Consider the following 26,046-nt stretch of genomic DNA (forward strand, 5'->3'; position numbering starts at 1 on the left):
AGAAAAGGAGATGGGCGGCGCATCGTATTGCCCAGTAGACGCAACAAGCTCTCCATACGGAAGGCTTCTCCGCCCATCCGCTTTATGCCAGCAGGAAGACCCGTTTCCTACCTTTTCTCTCCTCTACATAAACTTCGACCATAGGGCTCGCGGTTCGTTTTCGGTTTGGCCGAATTTTTTCAGGCCCTCGACCCCGTCGGGCCGTTCGGAGCCCGCCGCGCCGGCATCCCTCCCACTGACGGGATCCCCATGGAAAAAGACCGGTGGCCCGGCCACCGGTCTTTCCTGGGCCAAGCCGGAACCCTGGTTCAGGACTTGCCTTCACGCTGCTTGCGCCGGGCCTCGGCGAGCCGCTCTCCGAGGCCGCGCTCCTTGGCCACCTTCGCGCGCTGTTCCGAGAGATTCGGGGCCACCAGGGGGTAGTCCCGATCCAGACCGAAGGCATCCCTGTATTGCTGTGGGGTCATGCCATGGGCGTTGTTTAGGTGGCGCTTGAGGGTCTTGAACTGCTTGCCACAGACCAGGCAGGTCAGCTTATCTTTGCCGATCGCCTTCTGCGGCGACATGATCGGTTCGCGCTTCTCGCCCCCCCCTTCCTGGGTCTCCTCGGCCTCTCCTTCCGTTGCAGGCGCCGGCCCTTCCCCTTCCATCTTCGTAAGGGTGCTATACGAGTCCTGCAGGAGCTGAAGAACCTCCTGCGCCGATTCGGCATTGGCCGCGTAGTTGGCAGCGATCTGGGCAGCAAGCTCACGGGTTCCCAAAGAGTGTCTCCTTCCTGGTTGGTTCGGAGGGATCGGAGTATACATACATAGAGTCCTTTTTTCCAAAATAGTTTCCGTTGCATAAATGCAAGTGCATTCAAAGCATCATTTCAGAGAAATGTTGTAGAAGTAAAGCCGCTCGTCCTAGGAATCCTGCGGGACAATCCGAAGGCCGGGAGGGGTACAGGCGAACCTCCCGAAGGGGGGTTGAAACCGCAATCAGAATATGGTTTAAAGACCGTAGGTGGAATAAGGGTAAACCGGTGCGGGACGCCCACGAAGTTCCTCCTGGCCAGGTCGCCCCGCACCCAACGCATCAAAGGAGGTTCCTATGGATTCCACCACCAAGAAGGAAGACTTCCTGGAAAACCTGCCCCTTCTCGTGGTCTTCGGCCTGGCGGCCCTGGGGCTGGCGAGCTTCTTCTCCGTAGTGCTCTTCGGCTGATCCACGGAGGGGCTGGCCCCTGCCGGCGGCAGGGGCCACTCCTCCCCGCGCATCCTGGGCGTCCCCGCCCTTCCGAACCGGGTTTCCCCCTCCCTGCCCGGTCGGAAGACGCGGGGACGATCCTTTTGGGTCCCACGCTTCTTTGCTTCCGGGGCCGGACTCCATCCCCCAGCATCCTCGTCGGCGCTCCAGGAAGGCCAACGCGGACCCTCGGACCGGCAGGGGGGAGCTGGCAGGGGGCGGCTATTGCGGCTGGATGGGCAGGCCCCCGAAGGGAATGCGGGGGCGCGGGCGTGAAAGGTAGGTCTCGGAAGGGAACGCCCCCTGTTCAGGGGGCGGGGCGAGGACCCCGGCTATTCCTTTCCCGGGGTCCGGCTAAAGTCCGTCTCCGCGATCACCCGGGCATCCGGGCGGCGGACCTGGATCTCCTTCAAGGCCACCAGGGCGGAGCCGAAATCGGTGTAGGCCGGGCTCAGGGCCTCCGCCAGCACGCGGCGTCCGTCCTCCGCCTGCCGGTCCACCCCGATCCAGTACCGCACGGGCAGGGCGTCATCGGCGGGAGCGTCCATGATTCGTCCTCCAGTGTCCTAGCGGGCGGGGGAGTGTCATACTCCCCGGTCGGGCACCCGGAATTCTCCTGGGCAGCCGGATCGGGATCAATAGGGGTCGACTTCCACCACGCGGTGGTTCCACTCCTGGCGCGCCCCGTCGTGGCCCATTCCCATGGGGCCGAAGGCGTCGCAGGTTTCGCAGGCTATGGCGCAAAACCCCTCATCGATCTCCAGGATCTCCAGGTCCGTGCCGCCGCAGAACGGGCAAGGCTTCAGGTCTTCATTCATGATCGGTCCTCCGAAGGCCATAGGCCGTGGGTAGGTGGGCCCAGTTGAGAAAGGCGGCCGGGCCTGCCTTGCCACCCTGGTCATGGGGCGACGAGGATTCCGGCTGGACCCTATGATAGGAGAGACCGGGGCGCGGCGCACTAATTCCTATGCCCCCAAGGGGGGAGCGCCCGCCCCGGCTGACCCCCCGCCCCGAACGGCGGCCAGCCCAAAGGGAATCCGTACGGCGCCATGGAACCCCCCGACCTCAAGCAGCCGCGGCTCTACATCAATCGCCTGCTCTCTCTGCTCGCCTTCAACGCCCGGGTCCTGGAGCAGGCCAAGGACCCCGCCGTCCCCCTGCTGGAGCGGCTCAAATTCCTCTGCATCTCCTCCACCAACCTGGACGAGTTCTTCGAGATCCGGGTGGCGGGTCTCAAGCAGCGCATCGAGCTGGGGGTCACCCAGGTGGGCCCCGACAATCGAACGCCCACCGAAGTGATGGATGTCATCAGCGAGGAAGCCCACGCGCTGGTGGAGGAGCAGTACCGGGTCCTCAACGAGGATCTGGTGCCGGCGCTGGAGGCGGAGGGGGTTCGCTTCATCCGCCGCGGCGCCTGGAGCGAGGCGCAGCGGGGCTGGCTGCACCGTTACTTCCGGGAAGAGCTGCTGCCCATCCTGTCGCCCCTGGGCCTGGATCCGGCCCACCCCTTCCCGCGCATCCTCAACAAATCCCTGAACTTCATCGTCAGCCTCCAGGGCCGGGACGCCTTCGGCCGCAGCGGCGGGGTGGCGGTGGTGCAGGCGCCGCGGGCGCTGCCGCGCCTCATCCAGCTGCCGTCCGAGGAGACGGACAGCGGGCCCTACGACTTCGTCTTCCTCTCCTCCATCATCCACGCCTTCGTGGACGAGCTGTTCCCCGGGATGACCGTCACTGGCTGCTACCAGTTCCGGGTCACCCGCAACTCCGACCTGTTCGTGGACGAAGAGGAGATCGACGATCTGCGCCGGGCCCTGGAAGGGGAGCTGCCCCAGCGCCGCTACGGGGCCGCCGTGCGCCTGGAGGTGGCGGACAACTGCCCTGACGACATGGCCGACTACCTCCTGGAGGAGTTCGGCCTCGGGCGGGAGGATTTTTTCCGGGTCAACGGGCCGGTCAACCTCAACCGCCTGCTGGCCATTCCGGACCTGGTGAACCGCCCCGACCTAAAGTACACGGGCTTCACCCCGGGCCTGCCCCCGGAGATCGCCCACCAGCCGGACCTGTTCGCCGTGCTCCGCGAGCAGGACGTGCTGCTCCATCACCCCTTCGAGTCCTTCACCCCGGTGGTGGACTTCCTCCGCCAGGCCGCGGCGGACCCCCACGTGCTGGCCATCAAACAGACCCTCTACCGCACCGGTCCGGAATCGGCGGTGGTGGACGCCCTGGTGCAGGCCGCCCGCGCCGGTAAGGAGGTGACGGTGGTGGTGGAGCTGCGCGCCCGTTTCGACGAGGAGGCCAACATCGCCCTGGCCAACCGCCTGCAGGAGGCGGGGGCGCACGTGGTCTACGGGGTGGTGGGGTACAAGACCCACGCCAAGCTGATCCTGGTGGTGCGGCGGGAAGGGGGCCGGCTGCGCCAGTACGTCCACCTAGGGACGGGCAATTACCATCCCCGCACCGCCCGCCTATACACGGACTACGGCCTGCTTACCACCGACCCCCGCATCGGCGAGGACGTGCACAAGGTCTTCCTGCAGCTCACCAGCCTGGGCCGGGCCTCGGACCTGAACCACCTGCTGCAGGCGCCCTTCACCCTGCACGACGCCCTGCGCGACAAGATCAAACGCGAACGGAAGAACGCCGAGGCGGGTCGGCCGGCGCGCATCATCGCCAAGGTCAACTCGTTGGTGGAATCCCGGCTCATCCGCGACCTCTACCGGGCCTCCATGGCGGGGGTGCCCATCGACTTGGTGGTGCGCGGGATGTGCTGCCTGCGCCCCGGGGTGGAGGGGATCTCGGACAACATCCGGGTGCGCTCGGTGGTGGGGCGGTTCCTGGAGCACACCCGCGTCTACTACTTCGAGAACGGCGGCAGCCCCGAGCTGTACGGCTCCAGCGCCGATTGGATGGAGCGCAACTTCTTCCGCCGGGTGGAGGTGGCCTTCCCCATCCGCGACTCCCGGCTGCGGGCCCGCCTGCTCCGGGAGCTGGACGCCTACCTGCGGGACAACACCCAGGCCTGGCTGCTCGGCAGCGACGGAGCCTACCACCGCGCGGAGCCGGGGGAGGGCGAGGCTCCCTTCTCCGCCCAGCAGGCCCTGCTGGAGGACCTTGCCGAGGAGCTTTAGCGCCCTCTACTCAATCTGGAGCGAAAAGCCGGCGGCGGCCAGGAATGCCGCCTCCTGCTCCAGGTCGGCGCGGGTCAGCGGATGCTCCTCCAGCCAGCCAGCCGGGAAGCGGAGCCGCAACGTCCCCTTCCGGGCGTCCGCCCCGAGCTCGGGCAGGGGCAGGGGCCGCCGGTTGCGGTGGAGCACCGCGGCCAGGCGCAGGAGCACGGCCAGCTGGCGCGCCGGGCGGGCCCAGCGCTCCGGCAGGGCCTTGAAGGGTCCCCCGGGGAATTTCCGGCGGTGGGCGCGGATGAGGGCGGCCAGGAGATCCTGTTCCTCCCGGGTGAAGCCCAGGAGGTCGGCGTTGGCGGCCACGTAGGCGCCGTGCTTGTGGTAGCCGCCGTGGGCGATGTCCAGGCCGATCTCGTGCAGCCCGGCCGCCCAGCGCAGGTAGGGGCCGGCCCAGTCCGGATCCAGCTCCCAGCCCGGTCCGGCCCGCTCCAGGAGATGGGCGGCGGTGGCGGCCACCCGCTCCGCCTGGGCCGCGTCCACGTGGTAGCGCTCGGCGAGGGCCGCTACGCTGGTCTCGCGCACGTCCTCATGGCGGATGCGCCCCATCAGGTCGTGGAGCACCCCCTCCCGCAGGGCCCCCTCGGCGGCCCCCATGCGCTCGATGCCCAGCATCTCGAAGGTGGCCAGCAGGATGGCCACCCCGCTGGCGAAGACCGGGGCCCGGTTGGCGCCCAGGCCCTTGAGGTCCAGCTGGTCCGCATGGCCCGCCCGGATCAGGGCGTCACGGAGCCGCTCCAGCCCGTCCCGGGTGATCCCGCCCTCGCTCCAGCCCGCGGCGGTCAGGACCTTGGCGGCGGCGCGGATGGTCCCCGAGGCGCCCACCGCCTCGTCCCAGCCCAGCGCGCGGAAGGCCTCCCCCCAGGGCTCCAGCTCCTGACTGGCCGCCAGGAAGGCGCGCCGGAAGCGTTCGGCGGTGATGCGGCCGTCGGAGAAGTGCTGTTGCGTCAGGGAGACGCAGCCCGTGTACAGGCTTTCCATGCGGCGGGGTGTGTAGCCATCGCCCACGATCAGCTCGGTGGAGCCGCCCCCGATGTCCACCACCAGGCGGCGGTCCGTGGGGCCCACGGCCAAGCTGTGGGCCACGCCCAGGTAGATCAGGCGCGCCTCCTCCATGCCCGAGACGATCTCGATGGGATGGCCTAGGGCCTCCTCCGCCCGCTCCAGGAACGGGCCCGCGCGGCGGGCGCTGCGCAGGGTGTTGGTGCCCACGACGCGCACCCGGTCGGCGGGCAGCCCGCGCAGGCGCTGCCCGAAACGGGTCAGGCAGGCGAGGGCGTGCTCCTGGACCTCCGGGTCCAGGGTACGGTCCTCCCGCAGCCCGCCGGCGAGCCGCACCATCTCCTTGAGGCGGTCGAGGACCTTGAGCTCGCCAGGGCGGACCCGGGCGACGATGAGGTGGAAGCTGTTGGAGCCGAGGTCGACGGCGGCGACGGTCTGGGCGGTGGTTTCGGAGGCCAAGACGCCCTCGCGGTCAGGGGCTGCCGGCCAGGGCCCGGGCCTGGGCGGGGGTAAGGGCCCACTGGAGGGTGGCGGTGGCCGGCTCGGCGTTGTCCGGCAGGGAGAGCATGCAGGCACCGGCCTTGGGGAAGTGATGGAAGCTCCAGTCCACCCCCGCCAGCGCCAGCCCCACCAGATTGCCCAGGTCCGGCTCGTGGCCCACCAGGGCCACCACTTCGTTGGGCGGGGTCTGCCACAGCCAGCCCAGCTGGTCCCGGGGCCGCCGTCCGGAGGTCAGGGCGTCGGTGCGGATGAAGGCGGGGTCGTTGAAGACGCGGGCGACGGTCTCGGCCGTCTGCACCGCCCGCTGGGCTGGGCTGGAGGCCACCAGGTGCAGCTTGGGCACCTGGGTGCGCAGGCCTTGGGCGACGGACTCCACCTCCCGTTGTCCCTCGGGGGTCAGCTCGCGGCTCGCGTCCCGGCCGTCGGCGGCCACGTCCTCGGCGGCGCCGTGGCGGATGAGGAGGACGGATTTCATGGCGTCTCCTCCTGCGTGGGATGTTCCGGGTCCCTGCCGGCATTATGGGCATCCTGGTGAGCCTTGGGAATGCCGGTAGGGGCCGGGTGGGCGGCGCCGGGGGTCAGGAGCGGACCTCGGAGCCGGTGAGCCGCTCCAGGACCCGGATCAGCGCCGCCATGTCCTCGTCGCCGTGGCCCAGGGCGCGGGCGGCGCTGACGGTCTCCCGGGTGGCCGCCGTCTGGGGCAGGGGCACGGCGGCCTTGCCGGCGGCCCCGGTCACCAGGTCGAGGTCCTTGGCCAACAGGTCCACGGGGAACTGCTTGGCGAAGTTTCCGGCGAGGATGTTGCCCCCCTTCATGCGGAACAGGGGAGCCCCCAGCGGCCCGCCGTCGATGGCCTCCAGCATCTGGTCCGGATCCAGCTCCAGGGCCCTCCCCAGGTTCAGCCCCTCGGCCAGGCTCTGCATGAGGTTGCCCAGCATCAGGTTGAGCACCAGCTTCATGTGGGTGCCCTGGGGAATGTCCCCACAGGGCACCACCGCCTTGCCCATGGCCTCCAGCACGGGGCGCACGCGCTCCACGTCCTCGGCGAGCCCGCCCGCCAGCACCACCAGGTTGCCCTCTTCGGCGGGCTTGACCGTCCCCGACACCGGGGCGTCGATGAAGCGGCCCCCCATGGCGTGCACCGCCTCCGCCGCCTCCCGCGTGGCCTCTGGGGAGACGGTGCCCATGTTGACCACCGCCTTGCCCCGGCCGAGCCCGGCCAGCACTCCGGCGTCGCCATAGAGCACGGTGTCCAGCGCCTCGGAGCTGGTGACCATGATGACCACCACGTCCGATTCGGCGGTCAGGATCGCCGGGGTGCTGAAGACGGTAACTCCCTCGTCGGCGAAGGGCCGGGTTTTGGCCGGGGTGCGGTTGAAGACCCCCAGCTCGTAGCCCCCGCCGTGAACGTTCCAGGCCATGGGAGTGCCCATGGCGCCCAACCCGATGAATCCCACTCGCTCCGCCACGGCTTCCTCCTGCGGGGAAGATTCCGCTTGTCGATTAGGGTATGGTAATGCGGCAACGGCCCCGTGGGCAGGGTGCGGGCACCCGGCCCCTCCCGCCACCTTCCGGGGCAAGGCCAAGAGATTGCATTTGGAGGAGCACCTGATGCCGCGTAACCGTTCCCTTATCGCCGCGTGTGTGATGGCCAGTGTGGGGCTCGCTTCCTGCACCACCACCAACCCCTACACCGGCGAGGAGCAGACCAGCCAAGCCACCAAGGGCGCGGCCATCGGCGCGGCCACCGGGGCCGTGGCCGGCCTGATCACGGGCAACCACAGCGCCAAGCGGGCCGTGATCGGGGCCGGCATCGGCGCCCTGGCCGGCGGTGCGGTGGGCGGCTACATGGACCAGCAGGAGGCCGAGCTGCGTAAGGAGCTGCGTGGCACCGGGGTCAGCGTGACCCGCGAGGGGGATCAGCTGGTGCTCAACATGCCCGGCAACCTCACCTTCGAGCACGACAGCAGCAGCCTGAATGCCCAGTTCTTCGAGGTGCTGGGCAGCGTGGCCACGGTCCTCGAGGAATACGAGAAGACCGTGATCCACGTGGCCGGATTCACCGACGCCACCGGGCCCGAAAGCTACAACCAGCGCCTTTCGGAGCGCCGCGCGGAGGCCGTGGCTTCCTACCTGCGTGGCCAGGGGGTCCTGGCGGAGCGCATCGTCACCCGTGGCTACGGCGAGAGCCACTTCGTGGCCTCCAACGCCACCCCCGAGGGGCGTTCCCAGAACCGTCGGGTGGAGCTGACCCTGGAGCCGGTGACCCGGTAGGCCCGGACGCGCCGCAGGGCGGCCCGACGGCGCCCCGCCCCGGTCCCCGCAAGGGGAAGGGCGGGGCGTCGTAGCGTCGGGGGTCCGGGTTCCGGGGCTTCAGGGGACGAGGAAACGCCGTAGCCGGTCCACGCCCTCGGCGAGCCGGTCCAGGCCGGTGGTGTAGGCGAAGCGGACGTGCTCGGCGGCGCGGTGGGCACCGAAGTCGATGCCGGGCGTGATGGCCACGCCCGCCTCCTCCAGCACCCGCCGGGCGAAGGCGAAGCTGTCGTCGGTGAAGGGGCTGCAGTCGGCGTACAGGTAGAAGGCGCCGCGCGGCGCGCCGGGAAGGCGGAAGCCCAGGTCGCGCAGGGCCGGCAGCAGGAAGTCCCGGCGCTCCCGGAACGCGGCCCGCCGCTCCTCCAGGATGGCCTCGGTCTCTCCGGAGAAGGCCGCCAGCGCCGCGTGCTGGGCGGGAGCGGAAGGGGAGAGGAAGATGTTGCCCGCCAGCTTGTCCAGGGCCTCCACGTAGGCCTCCGGCGCCACGATCCAGCCCAGGCGCCAGCCGGTCATGCCGAAGTACTTGGAGAAGCTGTTGATGACGAAGGCCTCCTCGGTCACCGAAAGGGCCGTGGGGGCCTCTCCGCCGTAGACCAGACCGTGGTAGATCTCGTCCACCACCAGCACCCCGCCGCGCTCCCGGGCGGCGCCGTTCAGGGCCTGCAGCTGCTCCCGCTCCACCACCGTGCCCGTGGGGTTGGCGGGGGAGCCCACCATGGCCGCCACGGTGCGCTCGTCCCAGGCCCCCTCCAGGTGGCCCGCCTCCAGCTGGTAGTCCGTCTCCGGGCCCACCGGGATGGCCCGGCCCTCCCCCTCGAACAGGCGCACGAAATGGCGGTTGCAGGGGTAGCCGGGATCGGGGAGCAGAACCCGGTCGCCGGGGTTCAACAGCACCCCCATCACCAGCTGCAGGGCCCCCGAGGCGCCGGGGGTGACGACGATCCGCGCCGGGTCCACCGTCACCCCGTAGCGGCGCTCGTAGAACCCGGCGATGGCCTCGCGCAGGGCGGGCAGGCCCGTGGCGGGGGTGTAGCCGGTATGGCCGTCGGCGAGGGCCTGCCGCCCGGCCCGGAGCACCGGCTCCGGGGTGGGGAAGTCCGGCTCGCCCACCTCCATGTGGACCACGTCGCTTCCGGCCGCCTCCATGGCCCGGGCGCGGGCCAGGAGGTCCATGACGTGGAAGGGGGCGATGTCGCCCATGCGCGCGGCGTGGGGAAAAGGCTTGCTCATGGTGCGCAAGGGTAGCATGGCGATCCCGCCGAGGGGGCGGGGGCCGGCGGTGCCGCGATAGGGGCCTCCCGCATGGCCAGCCACCGGAAAAAGGGCCAGAAATGGGGGAAGTCAGCGTGGTGATGCCTCCGGGCCCACTTGGAAAAGGAGCGTCTGCGATGCCCAGCGAGAAGCCTGCCCGTTTCCTTGCCCTGCTCTTTGCCCTGGTTCTCGGCCTGACGGCGTGCGAGGGCGAGGGCCCGGCCGAAGAGGCCGGAGAAGACGTGGATGAGGCGACCGAGGAGGCCACCGAATAACGGCAAGGCCGTGGGTTGCGGAGGGGCCCGCTCCCTCCGGGGGCGTCCCGGAGGGGAGGGAGTACTGCCCTTCGCCTAAGCCTGCGGTCCGTCCGGATCTCCCAATAAGGAGCTTGTGATGAAGACGTCGAGCTCGTCCCTATGGTTTTCCCTCCTGTTCGTCCTGTTCATCGCCATGACCGCCTGCGACGGCGGCGGCGAGCAGGACCAGGGTGACCAAACGCAACAGGATGGCATGCAGGACGGCATGCAGAATGGCCAGGATCAGCAGGACATGGAGAATGGCCAGGACCAGCAGGATCAGGATATGGAGAATGGCCAGGATCAGCAGGATCAAGGGGGCGGCGGCATGTAGCCGGTGACCGCTGGCCGTCCGCCCCGGTCCGTGGTGGCCGGGACGGATCGCCCTTCCTTCCCGGCGTGCCGTGAACGGTCCGCGGCCTGCCGGGGATGGCCCCATGGTGGGCCCCTCCGCTTCCGACGGCTTGTCCCCTCACCGCTTCCCCCGCAGGATGTTCCTGTCCGAATGGGGGAGGTGGAGGCATGTCCGAGCTGATCGCCGAGCTCGCCGAGGCCGTACACGCGGCCGGCGGCCGGGCCCTGGAAGCGGGCGGCGCGGTGCGCGACCGGCTCCTCGGCCGGTCCGCCCGGGACGTGGACCTCGAGGTCTATGGCCTGGAGCCCCCCGACCTGGAGTCCGTGATCGCCCGCTTCGGCCGCGTGCGCCGAGTGGGGGCGCGGCTGGGAGTCTACGTGCTGCGCGGCGTGGAGATCGCCCTCCCGCAGGGGCCGGGCGGCGTGGAGGATCCCCACCTTTCCCCGGAGCAGGCCACCCGGCGCCGCGACCTCACCATCAACGCCCTTCTCCGCGATCCCCGCACCGGGGAAATCCTGGATTTCCACAACGGCCGGACGGACCTCCGGCGCGGCGTGCTGCGCCACGTGGACCCCGACACCTTCGGCGAGGATCCCCTGCGCCTATTGCGGGTGGTGCGGCTGCACGCCGAGCTGGGGCTCCGCATCCACCCCCGAACCGCGGCCCTGTGCCGGCGGCTCGCCCTGGGCGGGGTGGCCTGGGAGCGCATCGGCCAGGAGCTGGAGCGGTGGCTGCTGGGCGCCCGGCATCCCGGCAGGGGGCTGGACGCCCTGATCTATACCGGGGCCGAGCGCCATTTCCCCCATCTGGTCCGGCTTCTGGGCTGCCCGGACGCGGCGGTGGACAGCGCCTGGGGGCGGACCCGGGCCGCCCTGGAGGCCGCCGCCGGGGAACGGGTGGGGGAGCGGGAGCGCGACTGGCCGCTCATGCTGGGGGCCCTGCTCGCCGGGACCGGCCGGCCGGATGCGAGCCTACGCCGGGGCGGTCGGCTACAGGTCCCCGGGCACGCCGCCGTGGCGGCGGCGCGTGTCCCCCTGTTCCTGCACGGCGTGGACCGCAACCGCCACCGCACCCGCGCCGTGGCCGCCTTGGTACGGGAGCAGGAGACCATCGCCCGGCTGGCCGCGGAGGAGGCCGGTGCCCCCGCCTACCGGCGGCTGGCGGCACGGGTGGACAGCGATCTCCTGCTGCGCCTGAGCCGGGCCCTGCACCGGGCGGAGCACGGTCCGGCGGCCGGCTTCCCCGCCGGCGAGCGCGCCCGGGAACGGTGGGTGGCGGAGGACCTGCTGGGTAAGGCGCCGCAGCCGATATTGCAGGGCCGCGACCTGGCGGAACTGGGGGTCGAGCCGGGCCCGGCCATGGGCGAGTGGCTGAAAGCGGGCTTCCAGGCGCAGCTGAGCGGGGCGTTCAGCGACCGCGAGGGGGGCCTAGCGTGGATGCGGGAGCGGTTGGAAGACGAATGAAACCCCCGACTAGAAAGTCACGCCCCGCCGCCGAACAGCTCCTGGTCCACCAGCGTGCAAAGGCCGTGCAGTATGAGGATGTGCACCTCCTGGATGCGGGCGGTGGTGCGGGAGTCCACCCGCAGCACCAGGTCCTCCTCGGGGCGGGCGAGGTCGGCCAGCTCGCCGCCGTCGGCGCCGGTGAGCACCAAAAGACGCAGGCCGCGCTCGATGGCCGCCTCCGCCGCCTGGAGGATGTTGGCGGACTGCCCGCTGGTGGAGATCACCATGAGCAGGTCGCCCGCCTGGCCCAGGGCCTGGACCTCCTTGGCGTAGATCTCCTCGAAGGAGTAGTCGTTCGCCGTGGCGGAGACGGTCACGGGGTTGGTGCCCAGGGCGATGGCCGGCAGCGGCGGCCGTTCGATCTCGAAGCGGTTTACCAGCTCGCCGACGAAGTGCTGGGCGTCTCCCGCCGAGCCGCCGTTGCCGCAGGCGAGCACCTTGTTGCCCGCCAGCAGGGTCTCGCGGATCAGCCGCGCCGCCTCGACAATGGTGGGGGCGAGCTCCTCGCCGGTGCGCCGCTTGAGCTCGGCGCTCTCGTTGAATAGCCCGACGATGCGGGTGGTCGGGTCCTGTCCGTGCTGCTCCATTTCAGCTCCAGGTTGCGTCCAGGCGGAAGGCGTCGGGGATCCAGCGCAGGTCCCGGCCGTCCACGGCCACCACGTCGAAGCGGCAGAAGCGGGCGGCGTGCTCGGGATGGGTGGCGAGGAAGGCGCGGGCCGCCTGGATCAGCCGCCGCTGCTTGCGCGGGCCCACGGTCTCCTCGGGGCGGCCGAAGCCGCTGTCGGCCCGGGCCCGGACCTCCGTGAACACCAGCACCTCCCCCTCCAGGGTGATCAGGTCGATCTCGCCCCCCTTGGCGCGGAAGTTCCGCGTCACGGTGCGGTGGCCGCCCTGGCGCCGCAGGTGGGTGAGGGCCCGCTCCTCGGCGGCGTCGCCGGTGCGCTGGGCGGGGGTACGGGCCATCTCAGGACCGCCCTGCCGCCCGCCGGTTGGCCGGGCTGCGTGCGGGGAAGGCTTCCACGAGGCGGTACCTCTCTTACCGGCAGCGGGTACCGGGCCCGGGCCGGCCGGGGCTACTTGCCGCCCGGGGTCAGCATGCCCGGCAGGGGGGCGATGCGGCCATAGCGGTATTCGGCCCACTGCAGCCGCCGCTGGATGCGGCCGTCGGCGTCGGCAGCCAGCTGGCCCGTGGCACCCTCCAGGCGGATGTTGCTCAAGGCCCGGTCCAGGGGATCGTTCAGCAGCAGGGACCGCCGCCAGGCGCCCACCACCAGGGAGTAGGCATCATAGCCCAGGGCGTTGAGGCGCTCCAGGTCCGCCTGCTGGCCGGGGTAGCTCTCCTCGATGGCGGCGGCCGCCTGCCGGTGCTCGGGACGCGGCTCCAGGAACCACGGCAGCTGCTGGAAGTGGATGCCGTCCATGTCCCGGCGGTCCGACCGGGAGTCGTCCGGGCTGTGCGTGTGGCTGGTGGCCATCACCGGCAGGTCCCCCGCGGCGAAGAAGTCCAGCTGCGGCATAATGAGCCGGGCGTTGAGGGTCTCCGAGGCGAGGAACAGGAAGTCCAGGTCCTCGCGCCGGGGCGGGGTGTCGTACTCGGGCAGGTTTACCTGCAGGGTGCGCTCGAGCCCCTGGCGGCGCGCGGTGACCTGGTCCAGGGCCAGGAAGGCCTTCAGGGTGTCCGAGTAGTCGGAACGGTCCGGATCGAAGGGCTCCATGGCCCGGGTGGTACCGCCCAGCTCCTCCCAGCGCTGCTGGAAGGCGCCCACCATGCGCTCGCCCCACGCGGTCCGGGGGAACAGGATGCCCGCCCGGCGATGGCCCACCTGGAAGGCCCGCTCCGCCGCCTGGGCGGCCTCGGTCTCGGGGTCGAGGCCCAGCTGGAAGACCCCCGGGTCCGTCTTGGCCCAGTTGCTGGTGGTGTTCAGCAGCAGGCTCGGCGGCAGGGTGGAGCCCCGCTGGAGGCGGTCGGCGTACGCGCGGGCCGCCGCCCGCGTCAGGGGACCGATGACGGCGGCGTAGTCCTCGGTGTAGACCTGCTCCAGGGCCCGGTCGAGGCCTTCGGCGTTGCCGGAGGTGTCGAAGATGTCCAGCCGGATACCGGCCCCGCGGTCGGTCCGGTAGTAGGCGGCGAGCATGCCCCGCAGGATGGCGTCCGCCAGCGTGCGGTAGCGGGAGTCCAGGGGCAGCAGGACGGCGACGCGCAAGGGGGCCTCCTGGACCCGGTCGAGGCGGTCGCGCACAATATCGGCCAGCGGGTGCCCCGGGTACGCCTCCAGCCAGCCTTCCAGCTCCTGGCCGGTCCGCTCCAGGGGCTGACGGGCGGAGCGGCGCATGATCCGCTCGAAGCGGAGGTAGCCGCTCGGGAACTCCTCGCCCACCCGGTCGATCCGCTCGGTGAGAACCTGCTCGGGCACAGAGGCCAGCAGGTAGCGGATCCGGGCGATGCTTTCCTCCTGCTTCTCCCCGGCGCGCAGGATGCGGTGCCGCTCCACCAGGGCGTCGAAGGCCGCCTCGGGGTATCCCTGTGCCAGCTCCAGCTGGGCCAGATAGTCCAGGGCCGCCTCCTGGAGGTCGGCGGGCAGGGCCCCCACGTCGCCGCGCTGCTCGGCGAGGTTTTCCAGGATGCGGCGCGCGGCGTCGAAGCGCTGGTGGCGGAGGTGGATGCGGGCCCGCAGGAGCGCGGCGCGCTCGGCCTGTCCGGTCCGCGTCAGCCCCTCGAGCACGCCCAGGGCCTCCACGTCCTTGCCGCCCAGGGCCAGGGCCCGGCCTTGGCGGTACCGCAGTCTGGCGTTCTCCTCGCCCGTTGCCTCCTCCGCCCGGCGCGCGTAGGCCTCCGCCGCCTCGGTGTACGCCCCCGCCCGCTCCATGCCCTCGGGGGTATCGGGGAGTGGGCCCTCGGGGCCGGGTCCGGGGGCGCAGCCGCCGAGGGTCACGGCGGTGGCGAGGAGCAACAGGGCGGAGCGCAGCGGGCGTGATAGTGGCAAGCGGATTTTCCCTTTTCTCCGGTTAGGCGAGCGCCATGCAGGAAAACGAAACGGGTATTTTATACGTGGTCGGCACCCCCATCGGCAACCGTGCCGACCTCACGCCGCGCGCGCTGGAGACGCTTTGCGGGGCTGCCGCGATTGTAGCGGAGGACACCCGCCATGTGCAGCGGCTTCTCGCGGACACCACGGCCCGGGTGGAGCGCGTCTCGCTGAACGCCCACAACGAGAACGAGCGCATCCCCCGGCTGCTGGAGCGGCTCCGGGCGGGGGAGAATCTGGCCCTGGTGAGCGACGCCGGGGTCCCCGCCGTCTCCGATCCGGGCGGGCGGCTCGTGGCGGCCGCCCACGGGGCGGGAGTCGCGGTGCGGGCGGTGCCGGGACCGAGCGCCGTCACCGCGGCGCTCTCCGTGGCGGGCCTGCCCGCCAACCGCTTCGCCTTCGAGGGCTTCCTGCCCACCAAGGCGGAAGCCCGACGGACGCGGCTGCGCGCCATTGCGCAGGATCCGCGCACCGTGGTGCTGTTCGAGTCCCCCCGGCGCCTCAAGGACCTCCTGGGCGAACTGGCGGCGGCCTGCGGGGCGGAGCGGGAGGCGGTGGTGACGCGGGAGCTGACCAAGCGGTTCGAGACCAACCGGCGGGGGACGCTGGGGGAGCTGGCGGAGCATTTCGCCGCCCACCCGGAGGAGCAGCGGGGCGAGTTCACCCTCTGCCTGGCCGGGGCCCCGGAGGAGCCGGCGGAGAGCGGGGCGGCCACGGTGGAGGGGGAGGCGGTCCTGGCGGCGCTGCTGGAGGAGCTTTCTCCCAGCCGGGCGGCCAAGGTGGCGGCCCGCATCACCGGGCAGCCCAAGAACGCCCTGTATCAGCGGGCCATGGAATGGAGCGGGGCCGAATAGGGGCCCCGCCCCGGGTTACGCTTTACCCTTCCCGGGGGCTGCTTTCCGCCCCCGACCCCTCGGATTCGGATCCGGCCTCCTGCAGATACCCGCCGAATTCCTGCCCGAAGGTGCGGGAGCGGCGGGTCATGGTCTCGTCGAGGATCGCGGCCAGCTTGCGGCCGAACATCTCCCCCGCGGGGCTGCCGAGGAATTCCAGGTAGTCCCGCAGCTCCTGGTTGGTGGCGTCGCGGTAGGCATAGAGGAACTGGGCGCTCAGCATCTGGCCCACCTGGCCTTCGATCTGGAAGCGGTTCTGCTCGATCTGCTTCCGGATCTCGTCCACCGGGGGCGCCTGCTCGGGGGAAAGGGCCTGCAGCATCCCGGCGGTGAGGGCGGTCTGCATGTTGACGACGAAGTCGGTGGTGAATTTGTTCGCCCGGGTGGTGGCGATGTAGTCATCCACCAGCTGAAGCCGTTCCGGGTTGTTCTCCCGGTATTGCCGGCGAAGGGTGCTTACCTGCTGCAGGGCCTTCTGGCTCGCCTCGGGGGAGGCGGCGGCTTCCTCCAGGGAGACGACCTTGCGACCGAGCTCGGTGTTCAGGAAGCGCATCACCTCCTGCATGTTCTCCTTGGAGACGCGGTCCACGATCCGGGCGTGCACCTCCTCGCGTATGACCTCGGGGGCGAACACCTCGTCGGTGGCCTTGCGCATGGCCGCCTGGGCCTCCGCGGGCAGGGGGCTGCTCTGGGAGGCCTGGTCGATCCCCTGGTGGAACTGGTCGGGCAGGTAGCTGATGGTGGTGTCGAGCCCGGACTTGTCCATCAGGGTCCAGGCCATTGCCGGTTTCGACGGGGCCGCGGCGACCGGTGCCGCCAGGAGCAGGCCCAATCCGGCATAGAGAAGGCGCATCCACATAGCTGTCCCCTTTCGTGTTCCTGGTCGTGGAAAGGATGCCCCATCCCCCCGCCCTTTTAAATAGCCTTCGGGCGGGAAAAACGCCCTAACCTCCCCGAACTAGCCTCGTCACCCCACCGGGGCGCTTCCGAAGGACCCATCCTCGACCGAAACGAAAAAGGCGGCCCCTGGGGGCCGCCTCTCGTTTCCCGAAGACCGGGACGCGTCAGTCCGCGGTGGCCTTCAGGCCCTGGGCCACCTTCTGCTTCATCAGGTACCGGTGCGCACCCTCGGCGGCATGGCGGCCGTCGTGGATGGCCCAGACGATGAGGCTGGCGCCGCGGTACATGTCGCCGGCGCTGAACACGCCGGGCACGTTGGTCATGCGCGTGGCCGGGTCGGCGGTGGCGTTGCCCCGCTTGTCCAGCTCCACGCCCAGGCCTCCCAGGAGCGGGCCCTTTTCGGGGCCCTGGAAGCCGATGGCCAGCAGCACCAGGTCCGCATCCAGATCGAAATCGCCGTTGGGCTCCTCGATCAGCTCGCGGGTGCCGTCGGGCCGCCGCTGGGCGGACTGCACCTTGACGCAGTTGGCCTTGTGCACGCGGCCGGTGCCGTCGTCCTCGAAGGACTTCACGTACACCTTCCACAGCCGCTCGCAGCCCTCGTCGTGGGAGGTGGAATCCATGCGCTTGTGCGGCCACTCCGGCCACGGCGTCTTCTCCGAGCGCTCCTCGGGCGGCTCCGCGTGGATGTTGAGCTGCTTGACGCTCTTGGCGCCCTGGCGGATGGAGGTGCCCACGCAGTCGGCGCCGGTATCGCCGCCGCCGATGATCACCACGTGCTTGCCCTCGGCGGAGATGCGCTCCGCCTCGGGGATGGTGTCACCTTCGTTGATCTTGTTCTGTTGCACCAGGAAGGGCATGGCGTAGTGGATGCCCGCCAGCTCCCGGCCGGGGACGTCGTGGTCGCGCGGCTTCTCGGCGCCGCCGGAGAGGATCACGGCGTCGTACTCGGCGCGCAGCTCCTCGGCGGTGATGTCCTCGCCCACGTTGACGCTGGTGCGGAACTCCACGCCCTCGGCGCGCATCTGCTCCAGGCGCCGGTCGATGCGGAACTTCTGCATCTTGAAGTCGGGGATGCCGTAGCGCAGCAGGCCGCCGAGGCGGTCGCTCTTCTCGAGCACGGTCACCGCGTGGCCCCAGCGGGCGAGCTGCTGGGCGGCGGCGAGACCGGCGGGACCGCTGCCCACCACCGCCACCTTGAAGCCGGTGGCGGGGGCGGGCGTCGCCGGCGCTACCCAGCCCTCGTCGAAGCCGCGCTCGATGATGTTGCGCTCGATGTTCTTGATGGTGACCGGCGAATTCTCCACCAAGTCCAGCGTGCAGGAGGATTCGCAGGGTGCCGGGCACAGCCAGCCGGTGAACTCGGGGAAGTTGTTGGTCTCGTGGAGCCGGGACAGGGCCTCGTGCCACTGGCCGCGGTAGACCAAGTCGTTCCACTCGGGGATCAGGTTGTCCACCGGGCAGCCCGTGTCGGTCTGGCAGTAGGGGATGCCGCAATCCATGCAGCGGGCGCCCTGGGTGGCCAGCTCCTCATCGGACTGCTCCTGATAGAGCTCCCGGTAGTCTTCCCGGCGGTCTCCGACCGGCCGCAGGGGCGCGCCGTGCCGGGGGAATTTCATGAAGCCGTCGATCTGACCCACGGTCAAACCTCCGTGAGAAAAGCAGTTGTAGGAGCGGCGTCCCCGCCGCGACCCGGTTTTCCGTTGCCTCGAGCCAAACAGCCTCTCAGGCCGTCTCCGTCCGCGCCTCGCGCTTGCGGGCCTCCATGACCCGGCGGTACTCGGTGGGGATGATCTTCACGAACTTCGGCCGGTAGCTGTGCCACTGGTCGAGGATCCGCTGGCCCTTGGCGGAGCCGGTGTAGCGCACGTGGCGCTCGATCATCTCCATGAGCAGGTCGGCGTCGTCGTGGTCCACCGGCTCCGTCTCCACCATGCCGGTGTTGAGGCGCTGCTCGAAGGTGTCGTCCTCGTCGAGCACGTAGGCCACGCCGCCGCTCATGCCGGCGGCGAAGTTGCGGCCCGTCTTGCCGAGGATGGCCACCGCGCCGCCGGTCATGTACTCGCAGCCGTGGTCGCCGCAGCCCTCGGCCACGGCGTGGGCCCCGGAGTTCCGGACGCCGAAGCGCTCGCCCACCACGCCCTGCACGAATGCCTCGCCGCCGGTGGCGCCGTACAGCAGCACGTTGCCGGCCAGAATGTTGCCCTCGGGATCCAGCCGGGACTCCTCCGGCATCCGCACCACGATGCGCCCGCCCGACATGGCCTTGCCCACGTAGTCGTTGGCGTCGCCCACCAGGGTCAGGCTCATGCCGTTGTGGCAGAAGGCGCCGAAGCTCTGCCCGGCGGTGCCGCGGAAGGTGATCTGGATGGTGTCCTCCGGGAGGCCCTCCAGGCCGAACCGCTTGGCCACCTCGCCGGCGAGCATGGTGGCGGTGGTGCGGTTGTAGTTGCGGATCTCGGACTCGAATTCCACCGGGGTGGCGTTGTCCAGGGCCGGCTTGGCCCGCTCGATGAGCTCCCGGTCCAGGATGTCGTCGATGTCGTGCTTCTGCCGGCTGACCTGGTGCAGGGCCTCCGCGCCGCCGTCCATCCGCTTGAGCAGGGGCCGCAGATCGAGGCCGCTCGCCTTGGGGTGGTCGGAAAGGTCGCGCGGCACGAGCATCTCGGTGTGGCCGATGAGCTCGTCCATGCTGCGGAAGCCCAGCTCCGCCATGTACTGGCGCACCTCCTCCGCCACCATGCGGAAGTAGGTGATCACATCCTCGGGCTTGCCGGTGAACTTCTTGCGCAGGTGGGGATCCTGCGTGGCCACGCCCACCGGGCAGGTGTTGAGGTGGCACTTGCGCATCATGATGCAGCCCTCCACCACCAGGGCGGTGGTGCCGAAGGCGTACTCGTCGGCGCCGAGGAGCGCGGCGATCACCACGTCGCGGCCGTTGAGCATGTTGCCGTCGGTCTGCAGCCGCACCCGGTCGCGCAGGCCGTTGGCCACCAGGGCCTGCTGGGTCTCGGCCACGCCCAGCTCCCAGGGCATGCCGGCGTGCTTGATGGAGGTGTTGGGGCTCGCCCCCGTGCCCCCGGCGTTGCCGGAGACGGTGATCACGTCGGCCTTGGCCTTGGCCACGCCGGCCGCCACCGTGCCCACACCGGCCTTGGCCACCAGCTTCACCGACACATTGGCCGCCGGGTTGACGTTCTTCAGGTCGAAGATGAGCTGGGCCAGGTCCTCGATGGAGTAGATGTCGTGGTGCGGCGGCGGCGAGATCAGGCTCACCCCCGGGGTGGCGTAGCGCACCCGGGCGATGTTCTCGTCCACCTTGTGGCCGGGCAGCTGGCCGCCCTCGCCGGGCTTGGCGCCCTGCGCCACCTTGATCTGCAGCTCGTCGGCGTTCACCGCGTAGTGGGTGGTCACGCCGAAGCGGCCGCTGGCGATCTGCTTGATGGCCGAGCGCGCCAGGTCGCCGTTGGGGTAGGGCTTGAAGCGCACCGGGTCCTCGCCGCCCTCACCGCTGTTGGAGCGGCCGCCGATGCGGTTCATGGCGATGGCCAGGGTCTCGTGGGCCTCGCGGGAGATGGAGCCGAAGGACATGGCGCCGGTGGTGAAGCGGCGCATGATGGACTCCACCGACTCCACCTCCTCCAGCGGGATGGCCTTCGGCCCCAGGTGATCGGCGCTCTCCGGCGTGGCGCCGTACCACTCGTTGCTCTCGGCCTCGGGGCCTTCCACCGGGTGGCCTTCCACCTCGTTGGCGAGCTGGAACAGGCCGCGCAGGGCGCCGCCCTCGCGGCGGTTCTCGTTCACCGCCTCGGAGAACTTGCCGTAGAGGTCGAAGTCCTGGGTGGCGCAGGCGCGCTGCAGCAGGGTGATGGTGGTGGGGTTCCAGCTGTGGCGCTCGCCGTCCACGCGCCAGTGGTACTGGCCGCCGTCCTCCAGGGTCAGCTCCGAGGTATGCGGCGTGTGGTAGGCGAAGGCGTGGCGCTCCAGGGCGTCGGCGCCGATCTCGGGCACGCCCGCGCCTTCGATCTGGGTCACCGTGCCGCGGAAGTACCGGTCCACCAGCTCCCGGGACAGGCCGATGGCCTCGAAGATCTGCGCCCCGCAGTAGGACTGCAGGGTGGAGATGCCCATCTTGGAGAAGACCTTGAACAGGCCCTTGCCCACCGCCTTGATGTAGTGGTGGCGCACCGTGTCCCGGTCCGCCTGCTCCTCGAGCATGCCACGCTCGAGCATGTCGTCGAGGGTCTCGAAGGCCAGGTAGGGGTGCACCGCGCCGGCGCCGTAGCCGATGAGCAGGGCGAAGTGGGCCACCTCGCGGGCCTCGCCGGTCTCCACCACCAGGCTGGTCTTCGTGCGCAGGCCGGCGCGGATCAGATGGTGGTGCACCGCGCCGGTGGCCAGCAGGCTGGGGATGGGCGCGCGCTCCTCGTCCACGGTCCAGTCGGAGAGCACCAGCACGGTGGCGCCGCCGCGCACGGCCTCCTCGGCGGCCGCGCAGAGCCGGTCAAGGCCGGTCTGCAGGCCCTCGGGGCCCTCCGCGGCGGGGAAGGTGGCCTCCAGGAGCTCGGTGCGGCAGGCGCTGTCGTCGCAGAAGCGCAGCTTGTCCAGGTCGGCCTGGGCCAGCACCGGCTGCTTGAGCTCCACGCGCCGCGCCTGCCCGGGGGTCTGCTCCAGGAGGTTGCCCTCGGGGCCCAGGTAGGAGACCAGGGACATCACCTGCTCTTCCCGGATGGGGTCGATGGCGGGGTTGGTCACCTGGGCGAACAGCTGCTTGAAGTAGTCGAACAGCAGCCGCGGGCGCTCCGAGAGCACGGCGATGGGGGTGTCGTCGCCCATGGAGCCGACGCTCTCGGCGCCGGTGGTGGCCATGGGCTTGAGGAGCATGTTCAGCTCCTCGAAGGTGTAGCCGAAGGCGCGCTGCATCTCGCGCAGGGGCCGGTGCCCCTCGCGCGGCCGGCCCTTGGGCTCGGGCATCTCGTCGAGGCGCAGCAGGTTCTCCGCCACCCACTCCTTGTAGGGGGCCTGGGCCAGCGTCTCCTGCTTGAGTTCCAGGTCCGGGATGATGCGGCCGCGCTCGGTGTCCACCATGAAGATCTTGCCCGGGTGCAGGCGCTCCTTGAGGACGATCTTCTCCTCGGGGATGGGCAGCACGCCCACCTCGGAGGCCATCACCACCAGGTCGTCGTCGGTGACCACGTAGCGCGCCGGACGCAGGCCGTTGCGGTCGAGGGTGGCGCCGATGCGGGTGCCGTCGGTGAAGGCCACGGCCGCCGGGCCGTCCCACGGCTCCATGAGGGTGGCGTGGTACTCGTAGAAGGCCTTCAGATCCTCGGGCATGAACGGATCCGTGCTCCACGCCTCGGGGATGAGCATCATCATGACGTGGGGCAGGGAGCGGCCCGCCGCGGAGAGCAGCTCGATGGCGGCGTCGAGGCTGGCGGAGTCGGAGAGGCCGTCCTCGATGGTGGGGAACAGCTTCTCCAGGTCGTCGCCGAACGCCTCGGACTCCATGGCCGCCTCGCGGGCGCGCAGCATGTAGTGGTTGCCCTGCACCGTGTTGATCTCGCCATTGTGGGCGATCGTCCGGAAGGGCTGCGCCAGCGGCCAGGTGGGGTGGGTGTTGGTGGAGAAGCGCTGGTGCACCAGGGCCAGCGCCGAGACCATGTCCGGGTCGGAGAGGTCCGGGTAGAAGGCCGGCACCTGCTCCGCCAGCAGCAGACCCTTGTAGATGAGGGTGCGGCTGGAGAGGCTCGGGATGTAGAAGTGGTTGGCGTACTCCGGATGCTCGTCGGCGATGACGTGCTCCACCCGCTTGCGCGCCACCAGCAGCTTGAGCTCGAAGCGCTCCCGGGAGGTGTCCTCGCCGCGGCCGATGAAGACCTGCCGGATGGTGGGCAGCATCTCGCGGGCGATGTCGCCGATCTCCTCCGGATGGACCTCCACCTCGCGCCAGCCCAGGACCCGCTGCCCTTCCTCGGCGGCGATCCGCTCCACGGTGGCCATGCACTCGCGGGCCCCGGCGTCGTCGGTGGGCAGGAAGACCAGGCCGGCGCCGTAGTCGGCGGAATCGGCGGGCAGCTCGATGCCGGCCGCCTTGGCCGCCTTCTGCAGGAAGGCGTGCGGCTTCTGGAGGAGGATGCCCGCGCCGTCGCCCGTGTAGGCGTCGGCCCCCACCGCGCCCCGGTGGGTCAGGTTGTGCAGGATCTCCAGGCCCTGCTCAACGATCCGGTGCGTGGCGCGGCCCTGCATATCCACCACGAAGCCGACACCGCAGTTGTCCTTGTGCATGCCCGGCTGGTACAGGCCAGGATTGGTCCGATCCGAATGTGGCGCCATGGATATCTATCTCCGCTTTTGGCCCCCGCCCGGGGTCCGGTGCCGCCGTACTAGCCGCGCGGTGCGGTCCCAAGCGAACGTCCGGTGAGAAGCGGGGCGGGCTTCAGACACGGCGAGGCCGAGCGAGCCGCCCGAACCCTCTGGTTCTGGCGAGCGGCTCACCCGGCCCGGTGTTAGGGGTCACGGGCCCAATCTCCACCCGTTGTCAGGTCTCAGTCGAGCCTTAAGAGGCTAGCGTTTTCCTCCTCGCACGACAACCCACGCGGTCCCATTCATCCTGCCACGAACGGGTCCTTTCGGCTTGGATTCCCCATCGGCGGGGCGGGTTCGGGGCCCGGGCCCGGCGCCGAGGCGGTTGAAACGGCGGCCCTTCCGCTCCGGGAGGGGAAAGCCCGTTTCCGGAGAGGGGTGGTTGAAAACCCGTTCGGCATCCCCATCTAGTACCTAGGGTTACCGGCGCCCCGGAGGGGCCGCGCCGGCGATACGGGAAGCGGCCGGAATGGCGCGCCCATTCCCGCCCCTTCCCCGGTAGAAACGCACGCAAGCGGAGGGTTCCCATGCGGACCGACAAGCTGACCACCAAATTCCAGCAGGGGCTCCAGGACGCCCAGAGCATGGCCCTGCAGCACGACAACCAGCAGGTGGAGGCCGTGCACCTGCTGTGCGCCATGCTCGACCAGGAAGGGGGCTCGGCGCGCTCCGTGCTGGCCAAGGCCGGGGTTAAGGTGGACGCCCTGCGCTCGGCCTGCGGGCGCGAGATCGACAAGCTGCCGCAGGTCTCCGGCGGCGAGCCGGGGGAGATCTACGTCTCCCGCGACCTCGGCAACCTGCTGAACGCCGCCGACAAGACCGCCAGCAAGCGGGGCGACTCCTACATCGCCACCGAGCACTTCCTGCTCGCCCTCACCGACGACAAGGGCGCGGCCGGCCAGGCGCTGCGCGACGCCGGCGGCGACAAGCAGGCCCTGGAGAAGGCCGTGGAGGAGGTGACCGGCGGCGAGAAGGTGGACGACCCCAACGCCGAGGACCAGCGCGAGGCGCTGGAGAAGTACACCATCGACCTCACCGAGCGCGCCCAGCAGGGCAAGCTCGACCCGGTGATCGGCCGCGACGACGAGATCCGGCGCACCATGCAGGTGCTCCAGCGCCGCACCAAGAACAACCCGGTGCTCATCGGCGAGGCCGGCGTGGGCAAGACCGCCATCGTCGAGGGCCTGGCGCAGCGCATCGTCAACGGCGAGGTCTCGGAGGGCCTGCGCGACAAGCGCGTGCTCTCTCTCGACATGGGCGCGCTCATGGCCGGCGCCAAGTACCGCGGCGACTTCGAGGAGCGGATGAAGAGCGTCCTCCAGGAGATCGAGCAGGAGGAAGGCCAGGTCATCCTGTTCATCGACGAGATCCACACCATGGTGGGCGCCGGCAAGGCCGAGGGCTCCATGGACGCCGGCAACATGCTCAAGCCCGCCCTGGCGCGCGGCGAGCTGCACTGCATCGGCGCCACCACCCTCGACGAGTACCGCGAGAACATCGAAAAGGACGCGGCCCTGGAGCGGCGCTTCCAGAAGGTGATGGTGAACGAGCCCTCCGAGGAGGACACCGTCGCCATCCTGCGCGGCCTCAAGGAGAAGTACGAGGTCCACCACGGCGTCCGCATCACCGACCCGTCCCTGGTGGCCGCGGCGCAGCTCTCGCACCGCTACATCACCGACCGCAAGCTGCCCGACAAGGCCATCGACCTCATCGACGAGGCCGCCTCGCGGCTGCGCATGGAGATCGACTCCAAGCCGGAGGAGATCGACGAGATCGAGCGCCACCTCATGCAGCTCAAGATCGAGCGCGAGGCGCTGAAGAAGGAGAGCGACGAGGCCTCCCAGAAGCGCCTGGCGGACCTCGAGGAGACCATCAGTGAGCAGGAGGCCAAGCTCGCCGAGATCTCCAAGGGCTGGGAGGCCGAAAAGAGCGCCATCCAGGAGCACCAGCACGCCAAGGAGGAGCTGGAGCGCGCCAAGGCGGAGATGCAGCAGGCCCAGCGCGCCGGCGACCTGAACCGGGTCGCCGAGATCCAGTACGGCAAGGTCCCGGAGCTGGAGAAGAAGGTCGCCGACACCTCCGAGACCCCGCACGACATGCTGCGCGAGGAGGTCACCGACGAGGAGGTGGCCGAGGTGATCTCGCGCTGGACCGGCATCCCGGTCTCCCGGATGCTCGAGGGCGAGCGCGAGAAGCTGCTCAAGATGGAGGATCGCCTGCACGACCGCGTGGTGGGGCAGGAGACCGCCGTCACCTCGGTGGCCGACGCCATCCGGCGCTCGCGCTCCGGGCTCTCCGACCCCAACCGGCCCATCGGCAGCTTCCTGTTCCTCGGCCCCACCGGCGTGGGCAAGACCGAGCTGACCAAGGCCCTGGCGGAGTTCCTGTTCGACTCCCAGGAGGCCCTGGTGCGCATCGACATGTCCGAGTACATGGAGAAGCACTCGGTGGCCCGGCTGATCGGTGCGCCTCCGGGCTACGTGGGCTACGAGGAGGGCGGCTACCTGACGGAGACCGTGCGGCGGCGCCCCTACGCGGTAATCCTGCTCGACGAGATCGAGAAGGCGCACCCGGACGTGTTCAACATCCTGCTGCAGGTGCTCGACGACGGCCGGCTCACCGACGGCCACGGCCGCACTGTGGACTTCCGCAACACGGTGCTGATCATGACCTCCAACCTCGGCTCCGACCGTATCGTCAACATGAGCGGCGAGAGCGAGGAGCGCATCCGCGAGGCGGTCATGGACGTGGTCAAGGACGAGTTCCGGCCCGAGTTCCTCAACCGGGTGGACGAGACCATCGTCTTCCAGCAGCTCGACCAAGCGCAGATCAAGGAGATCGTGCGCATCCAGTCCCAGTACCTGCGCGATCGGCTGCGCGACAAGGACATGGACTTGGAGATCTCCGAGGAGGCCCTGGAGAAGGTGGCCGAGGCGGGCTTCGACCCGGTCTTCGGCGCCCGGCCGCTCAAGCGGGTCCTGCAGCAGCGGATCGAGAACCCGCTGGCCAAGGAGATCCTCGCCGGCAACTTCTACCCCGGCGACGTGATCGAGGTGGGCGTGGAAGGCGGCGACTTCGCCTTCCACCGCCGCGAGAACGGCTACGCGGAGGCCGCCTCCGCCTGAGGCTCTCCCCCGCCGCGACGCAAAAACGCCGCCCCTTGATCGGGGGCGGCGTTTCTATTTCAACGGTAGGAGCGGCGTCCCCGCCGCGAGCTGTTTTACCCGGAATCGCG

Annotated in this window: 20 protein-coding genes; 7 read left to right on the forward strand and 13 right to left on the reverse strand. The window is 70.2% G+C overall.

Features of this window, described 5'->3' with window-relative positions; all coding sequences use genetic code 11:
• Positions 1-308 precede the first annotated feature (308 nt).
• From AN478_RS04525 to AN478_RS04535, 3 genes are all read right to left on the reverse strand, one after another.
• Complete coding sequence (locus AN478_RS04525) at positions 309-761, reverse strand: MucR family transcriptional regulator (protein WP_054965427.1); 453 nt, start codon at positions 759-761, stop codon at positions 309-311.
• Positions 762-1,559: 798 nt separating this feature from the next.
• A complete protein-coding gene (locus tag AN478_RS04530; RefSeq protein WP_054965428.1) occupies positions 1,560-1,775 on the reverse strand; it encodes a hypothetical protein in 216 nt (71 codons plus the stop codon).
• 87 nt (positions 1,776-1,862) lie between these two features.
• A complete protein-coding gene (locus AN478_RS04535; RefSeq protein ID WP_054965429.1) occupies positions 1,863-2,045 on the reverse strand; it encodes a Lar family restriction alleviation protein in 183 nt (60 codons plus the stop codon).
• Between the two features lie 231 nt (positions 2,046-2,276).
• On the opposite strand from AN478_RS04535, the gene ppk1 reads away from it, so the two are divergent.
• Positions 2,277-4,355, forward strand: coding sequence for a polyphosphate kinase 1 (ppk1, locus tag AN478_RS04540; protein ID WP_054965430.1), 2,079 nt, complete (start codon positions 2,277-2,279; stop codon positions 4,353-4,355).
• 6 nt (positions 4,356-4,361) lie between these two features.
• Here the strand turns inward: ppk1 and ppx are convergent, their stop codons facing one another.
• From ppx to AN478_RS04555, 3 genes are all read right to left on the reverse strand, one after another.
• Positions 4,362-5,864 (reverse strand): exopolyphosphatase, encoded by a 1,503-nt coding sequence (ppx, locus tag AN478_RS04545; RefSeq protein ID WP_054965431.1) that lies wholly within the window; start codon positions 5,862-5,864, stop codon positions 4,362-4,364.
• Between the two features lie 13 nt (positions 5,865-5,877).
• Complete coding sequence (locus AN478_RS04550; RefSeq protein ID WP_054965432.1) at positions 5,878-6,381, reverse strand: SixA phosphatase family protein; 504 nt, start codon at positions 6,379-6,381, stop codon at positions 5,878-5,880.
• 103 nt (positions 6,382-6,484) lie between these two features.
• Positions 6,485-7,588, reverse strand: coding sequence for an NAD(P)-dependent oxidoreductase (locus tag AN478_RS04555; protein ID WP_317622991.1), 1,104 nt, complete (start codon positions 7,586-7,588; stop codon positions 6,485-6,487).
• On the opposite strand from AN478_RS04555, the gene AN478_RS04560 reads away from it, so the two are divergent.
• Positions 7,518-8,180: an OmpA family protein gene (locus AN478_RS04560; RefSeq protein ID WP_074471394.1), complete on the forward strand. Its 663-nt coding sequence runs from the start codon at positions 7,518-7,520 to the stop codon at positions 8,178-8,180. The genes AN478_RS04555 and AN478_RS04560 overlap by 71 nt on opposite strands.
• A gap of 99 nt (positions 8,181-8,279) precedes the next feature.
• Here AN478_RS04560 and AN478_RS04565 read toward each other — a convergent pair whose 3' ends face one another.
• Entirely contained in the window at positions 8,280-9,449 is a 1,170-nt protein-coding gene (locus AN478_RS04565; protein ID WP_054965530.1) for a pyridoxal phosphate-dependent aminotransferase, read from the reverse strand.
• A gap of 158 nt (positions 9,450-9,607) precedes the next feature.
• Here AN478_RS04565 and AN478_RS14075 point away from each other — a divergent pair, with 158 nt between their 5' ends.
• The 3 genes from AN478_RS14075 (at position 9,608) to AN478_RS14680 (ending at position 11,584) form a co-directional block, all read left to right on the forward strand.
• On the forward strand, positions 9,608-9,745 hold the full coding sequence (locus tag AN478_RS14075; protein WP_176758763.1) for a hypothetical protein: 138 nt from the start codon (positions 9,608-9,610) through the stop codon (positions 9,743-9,745).
• Positions 9,746-9,863: 118 nt separating this feature from the next.
• Positions 9,864-10,100 carry a hypothetical protein gene (locus AN478_RS14080; RefSeq protein ID WP_054965434.1) on the forward strand — a complete coding sequence of 79 codons (237 nt, stop codon included), beginning with the start codon at positions 9,864-9,866 and terminating at the stop codon, positions 10,098-10,100.
• Between the two features lie 188 nt (positions 10,101-10,288).
• The gene (locus AN478_RS14680; RefSeq protein WP_054965435.1) at positions 10,289-11,584 is read left to right on the forward strand and encodes a tRNA nucleotidyltransferase/poly(A) polymerase family protein; all 1,296 of its coding nucleotides are present in this window, start codon (positions 10,289-10,291) and stop codon (positions 11,582-11,584) included.
• 17 nt (positions 11,585-11,601) lie between these two features.
• Here AN478_RS14680 and AN478_RS04580 read toward each other — a convergent pair whose 3' ends face one another.
• The 3 genes from AN478_RS04580 to AN478_RS04590 form a co-directional block, all read right to left on the reverse strand.
• On the reverse strand, positions 11,602-12,213 hold the full coding sequence (locus AN478_RS04580; RefSeq protein WP_054965436.1) for a D-sedoheptulose-7-phosphate isomerase: 612 nt from the start codon (positions 12,211-12,213) through the stop codon (positions 11,602-11,604).
• A gap of 1 nt (position 12,214) precedes the next feature.
• The gene (locus tag AN478_RS04585; RefSeq protein ID WP_054965437.1) at positions 12,215-12,589 is read right to left on the reverse strand and encodes a YraN family protein; all 375 of its coding nucleotides are present in this window, start codon (positions 12,587-12,589) and stop codon (positions 12,215-12,217) included.
• Positions 12,590-12,699: 110 nt separating this feature from the next.
• Positions 12,700-14,610: a penicillin-binding protein activator gene (locus AN478_RS04590; protein ID WP_054965438.1), complete on the reverse strand. Its 1,911-nt coding sequence runs from the start codon at positions 14,608-14,610 to the stop codon at positions 12,700-12,702.
• 35 nt (positions 14,611-14,645) lie between these two features.
• Here AN478_RS04590 and rsmI point away from each other — a divergent pair, with 35 nt between their 5' ends.
• Positions 14,646-15,506: a 16S rRNA (cytidine(1402)-2'-O)-methyltransferase gene (gene rsmI, locus AN478_RS04595; protein ID WP_074471373.1), complete on the forward strand. Its 861-nt coding sequence runs from the start codon at positions 14,646-14,648 to the stop codon at positions 15,504-15,506.
• Between the two features lie 22 nt (positions 15,507-15,528).
• On the opposite strand, the gene AN478_RS04600 is transcribed toward rsmI, so the two are convergent.
• The 3 genes from AN478_RS04600 to AN478_RS04610 all read right to left on the reverse strand — a co-directional run bounded on the left by AN478_RS04600 (position 15,529) and on the right by AN478_RS04610 (position 22,781).
• Positions 15,529-16,326 (reverse strand): DUF2059 domain-containing protein, encoded by a 798-nt coding sequence (locus AN478_RS04600; RefSeq protein WP_054965440.1) that lies wholly within the window; start codon positions 16,324-16,326, stop codon positions 15,529-15,531.
• A gap of 283 nt (positions 16,327-16,609) precedes the next feature.
• The gene (locus AN478_RS04605; RefSeq protein ID WP_054965441.1) at positions 16,610-18,085 is read right to left on the reverse strand and encodes a glutamate synthase subunit beta; all 1,476 of its coding nucleotides are present in this window, start codon (positions 18,083-18,085) and stop codon (positions 16,610-16,612) included.
• An 85-nt stretch (positions 18,086-18,170) separates the two neighbouring features.
• Positions 18,171-22,781, reverse strand: coding sequence for a glutamate synthase-related protein (locus tag AN478_RS04610; protein WP_054965442.1), 4,611 nt, complete (start codon positions 22,779-22,781; stop codon positions 18,171-18,173).
• A gap of 557 nt (positions 22,782-23,338) precedes the next feature.
• On the opposite strand from AN478_RS04610, the gene clpB reads away from it, so the two are divergent.
• On the forward strand, positions 23,339-25,936 hold the full coding sequence (clpB, locus tag AN478_RS04615; RefSeq protein WP_054965443.1) for an ATP-dependent chaperone ClpB: 2,598 nt from the start codon (positions 23,339-23,341) through the stop codon (positions 25,934-25,936).
• The last annotated feature ends 110 nt before the right edge of the window (positions 25,937-26,046 follow it).

Origin of the sequence: Thiohalorhabdus denitrificans (genome assembly GCF_001399755.1) — a bacterium.
Taxonomy (GTDB): Bacteria; Pseudomonadota; Gammaproteobacteria; order Thiohalorhabdales; family Thiohalorhabdaceae; genus Thiohalorhabdus; species Thiohalorhabdus denitrificans.

What these genes read in the sequence shown, in the direction of transcription:
- AN478_RS04530 (WP_054965428.1), bottom strand. Translation starts at nt 1,775, where the DNA reads ATGGACGCTCCCGCCGATGACGCCCTGCCCGTGCGGTACTGGATCGGG.
- AN478_RS14680 (WP_054965435.1), top strand. Translation starts at nt 10,289, where the DNA reads ATGTCCGAGCTGATCGCCGAGCTCGCCGAGGCCGTACACGCGGCCGGC.
- AN478_RS14075 (WP_176758763.1), top strand. Translation starts at nt 9,608, where the DNA reads ATGCCCAGCGAGAAGCCTGCCCGTTTCCTTGCCCTGCTCTTTGCCCTG.
- AN478_RS04565 (WP_054965530.1), bottom strand. Translation starts at nt 9,449, where the DNA reads ATGAGCAAGCCTTTTCCCCACGCCGCGCGCATGGGCGACATCGCCCCC.
- AN478_RS04580 (WP_054965436.1), bottom strand. Translation starts at nt 12,213, where the DNA reads ATGGAGCAGCACGGACAGGACCCGACCACCCGCATCGTCGGGCTATTC.
- AN478_RS04550 (WP_054965432.1), bottom strand. Translation starts at nt 6,381, where the DNA reads ATGAAATCCGTCCTCCTCATCCGCCACGGCGCCGCCGAGGACGTGGCC.
- rsmI (WP_074471373.1), top strand. Translation starts at nt 14,646, where the DNA reads ATGCAGGAAAACGAAACGGGTATTTTATACGTGGTCGGCACCCCCATC.
- AN478_RS04585 (WP_054965437.1), bottom strand. Translation starts at nt 12,589, where the DNA reads ATGGCCCGTACCCCCGCCCAGCGCACCGGCGACGCCGCCGAGGAGCGG.
- AN478_RS04600 (WP_054965440.1), bottom strand. Translation starts at nt 16,326, where the DNA reads ATGGCCTGGACCCTGATGGACAAGTCCGGGCTCGACACCACCATCAGC.
- AN478_RS14080 (WP_054965434.1), top strand. Translation starts at nt 9,864, where the DNA reads ATGAAGACGTCGAGCTCGTCCCTATGGTTTTCCCTCCTGTTCGTCCTG.
- ppk1 (WP_054965430.1), top strand. Translation starts at nt 2,277, where the DNA reads ATGGAACCCCCCGACCTCAAGCAGCCGCGGCTCTACATCAATCGCCTG.
- AN478_RS04610 (WP_054965442.1), bottom strand. Translation starts at nt 22,781, where the DNA reads ATGGCGCCACATTCGGATCGGACCAATCCTGGCCTGTACCAGCCGGGC.
- clpB (WP_054965443.1), top strand. Translation starts at nt 23,339, where the DNA reads ATGCGGACCGACAAGCTGACCACCAAATTCCAGCAGGGGCTCCAGGAC.
- AN478_RS04560 (WP_074471394.1), top strand. Translation starts at nt 7,518, where the DNA reads ATGCCGCGTAACCGTTCCCTTATCGCCGCGTGTGTGATGGCCAGTGTG.
- AN478_RS04535 (WP_054965429.1), bottom strand. Translation starts at nt 2,045, where the DNA reads ATGAATGAAGACCTGAAGCCTTGCCCGTTCTGCGGCGGCACGGACCTG.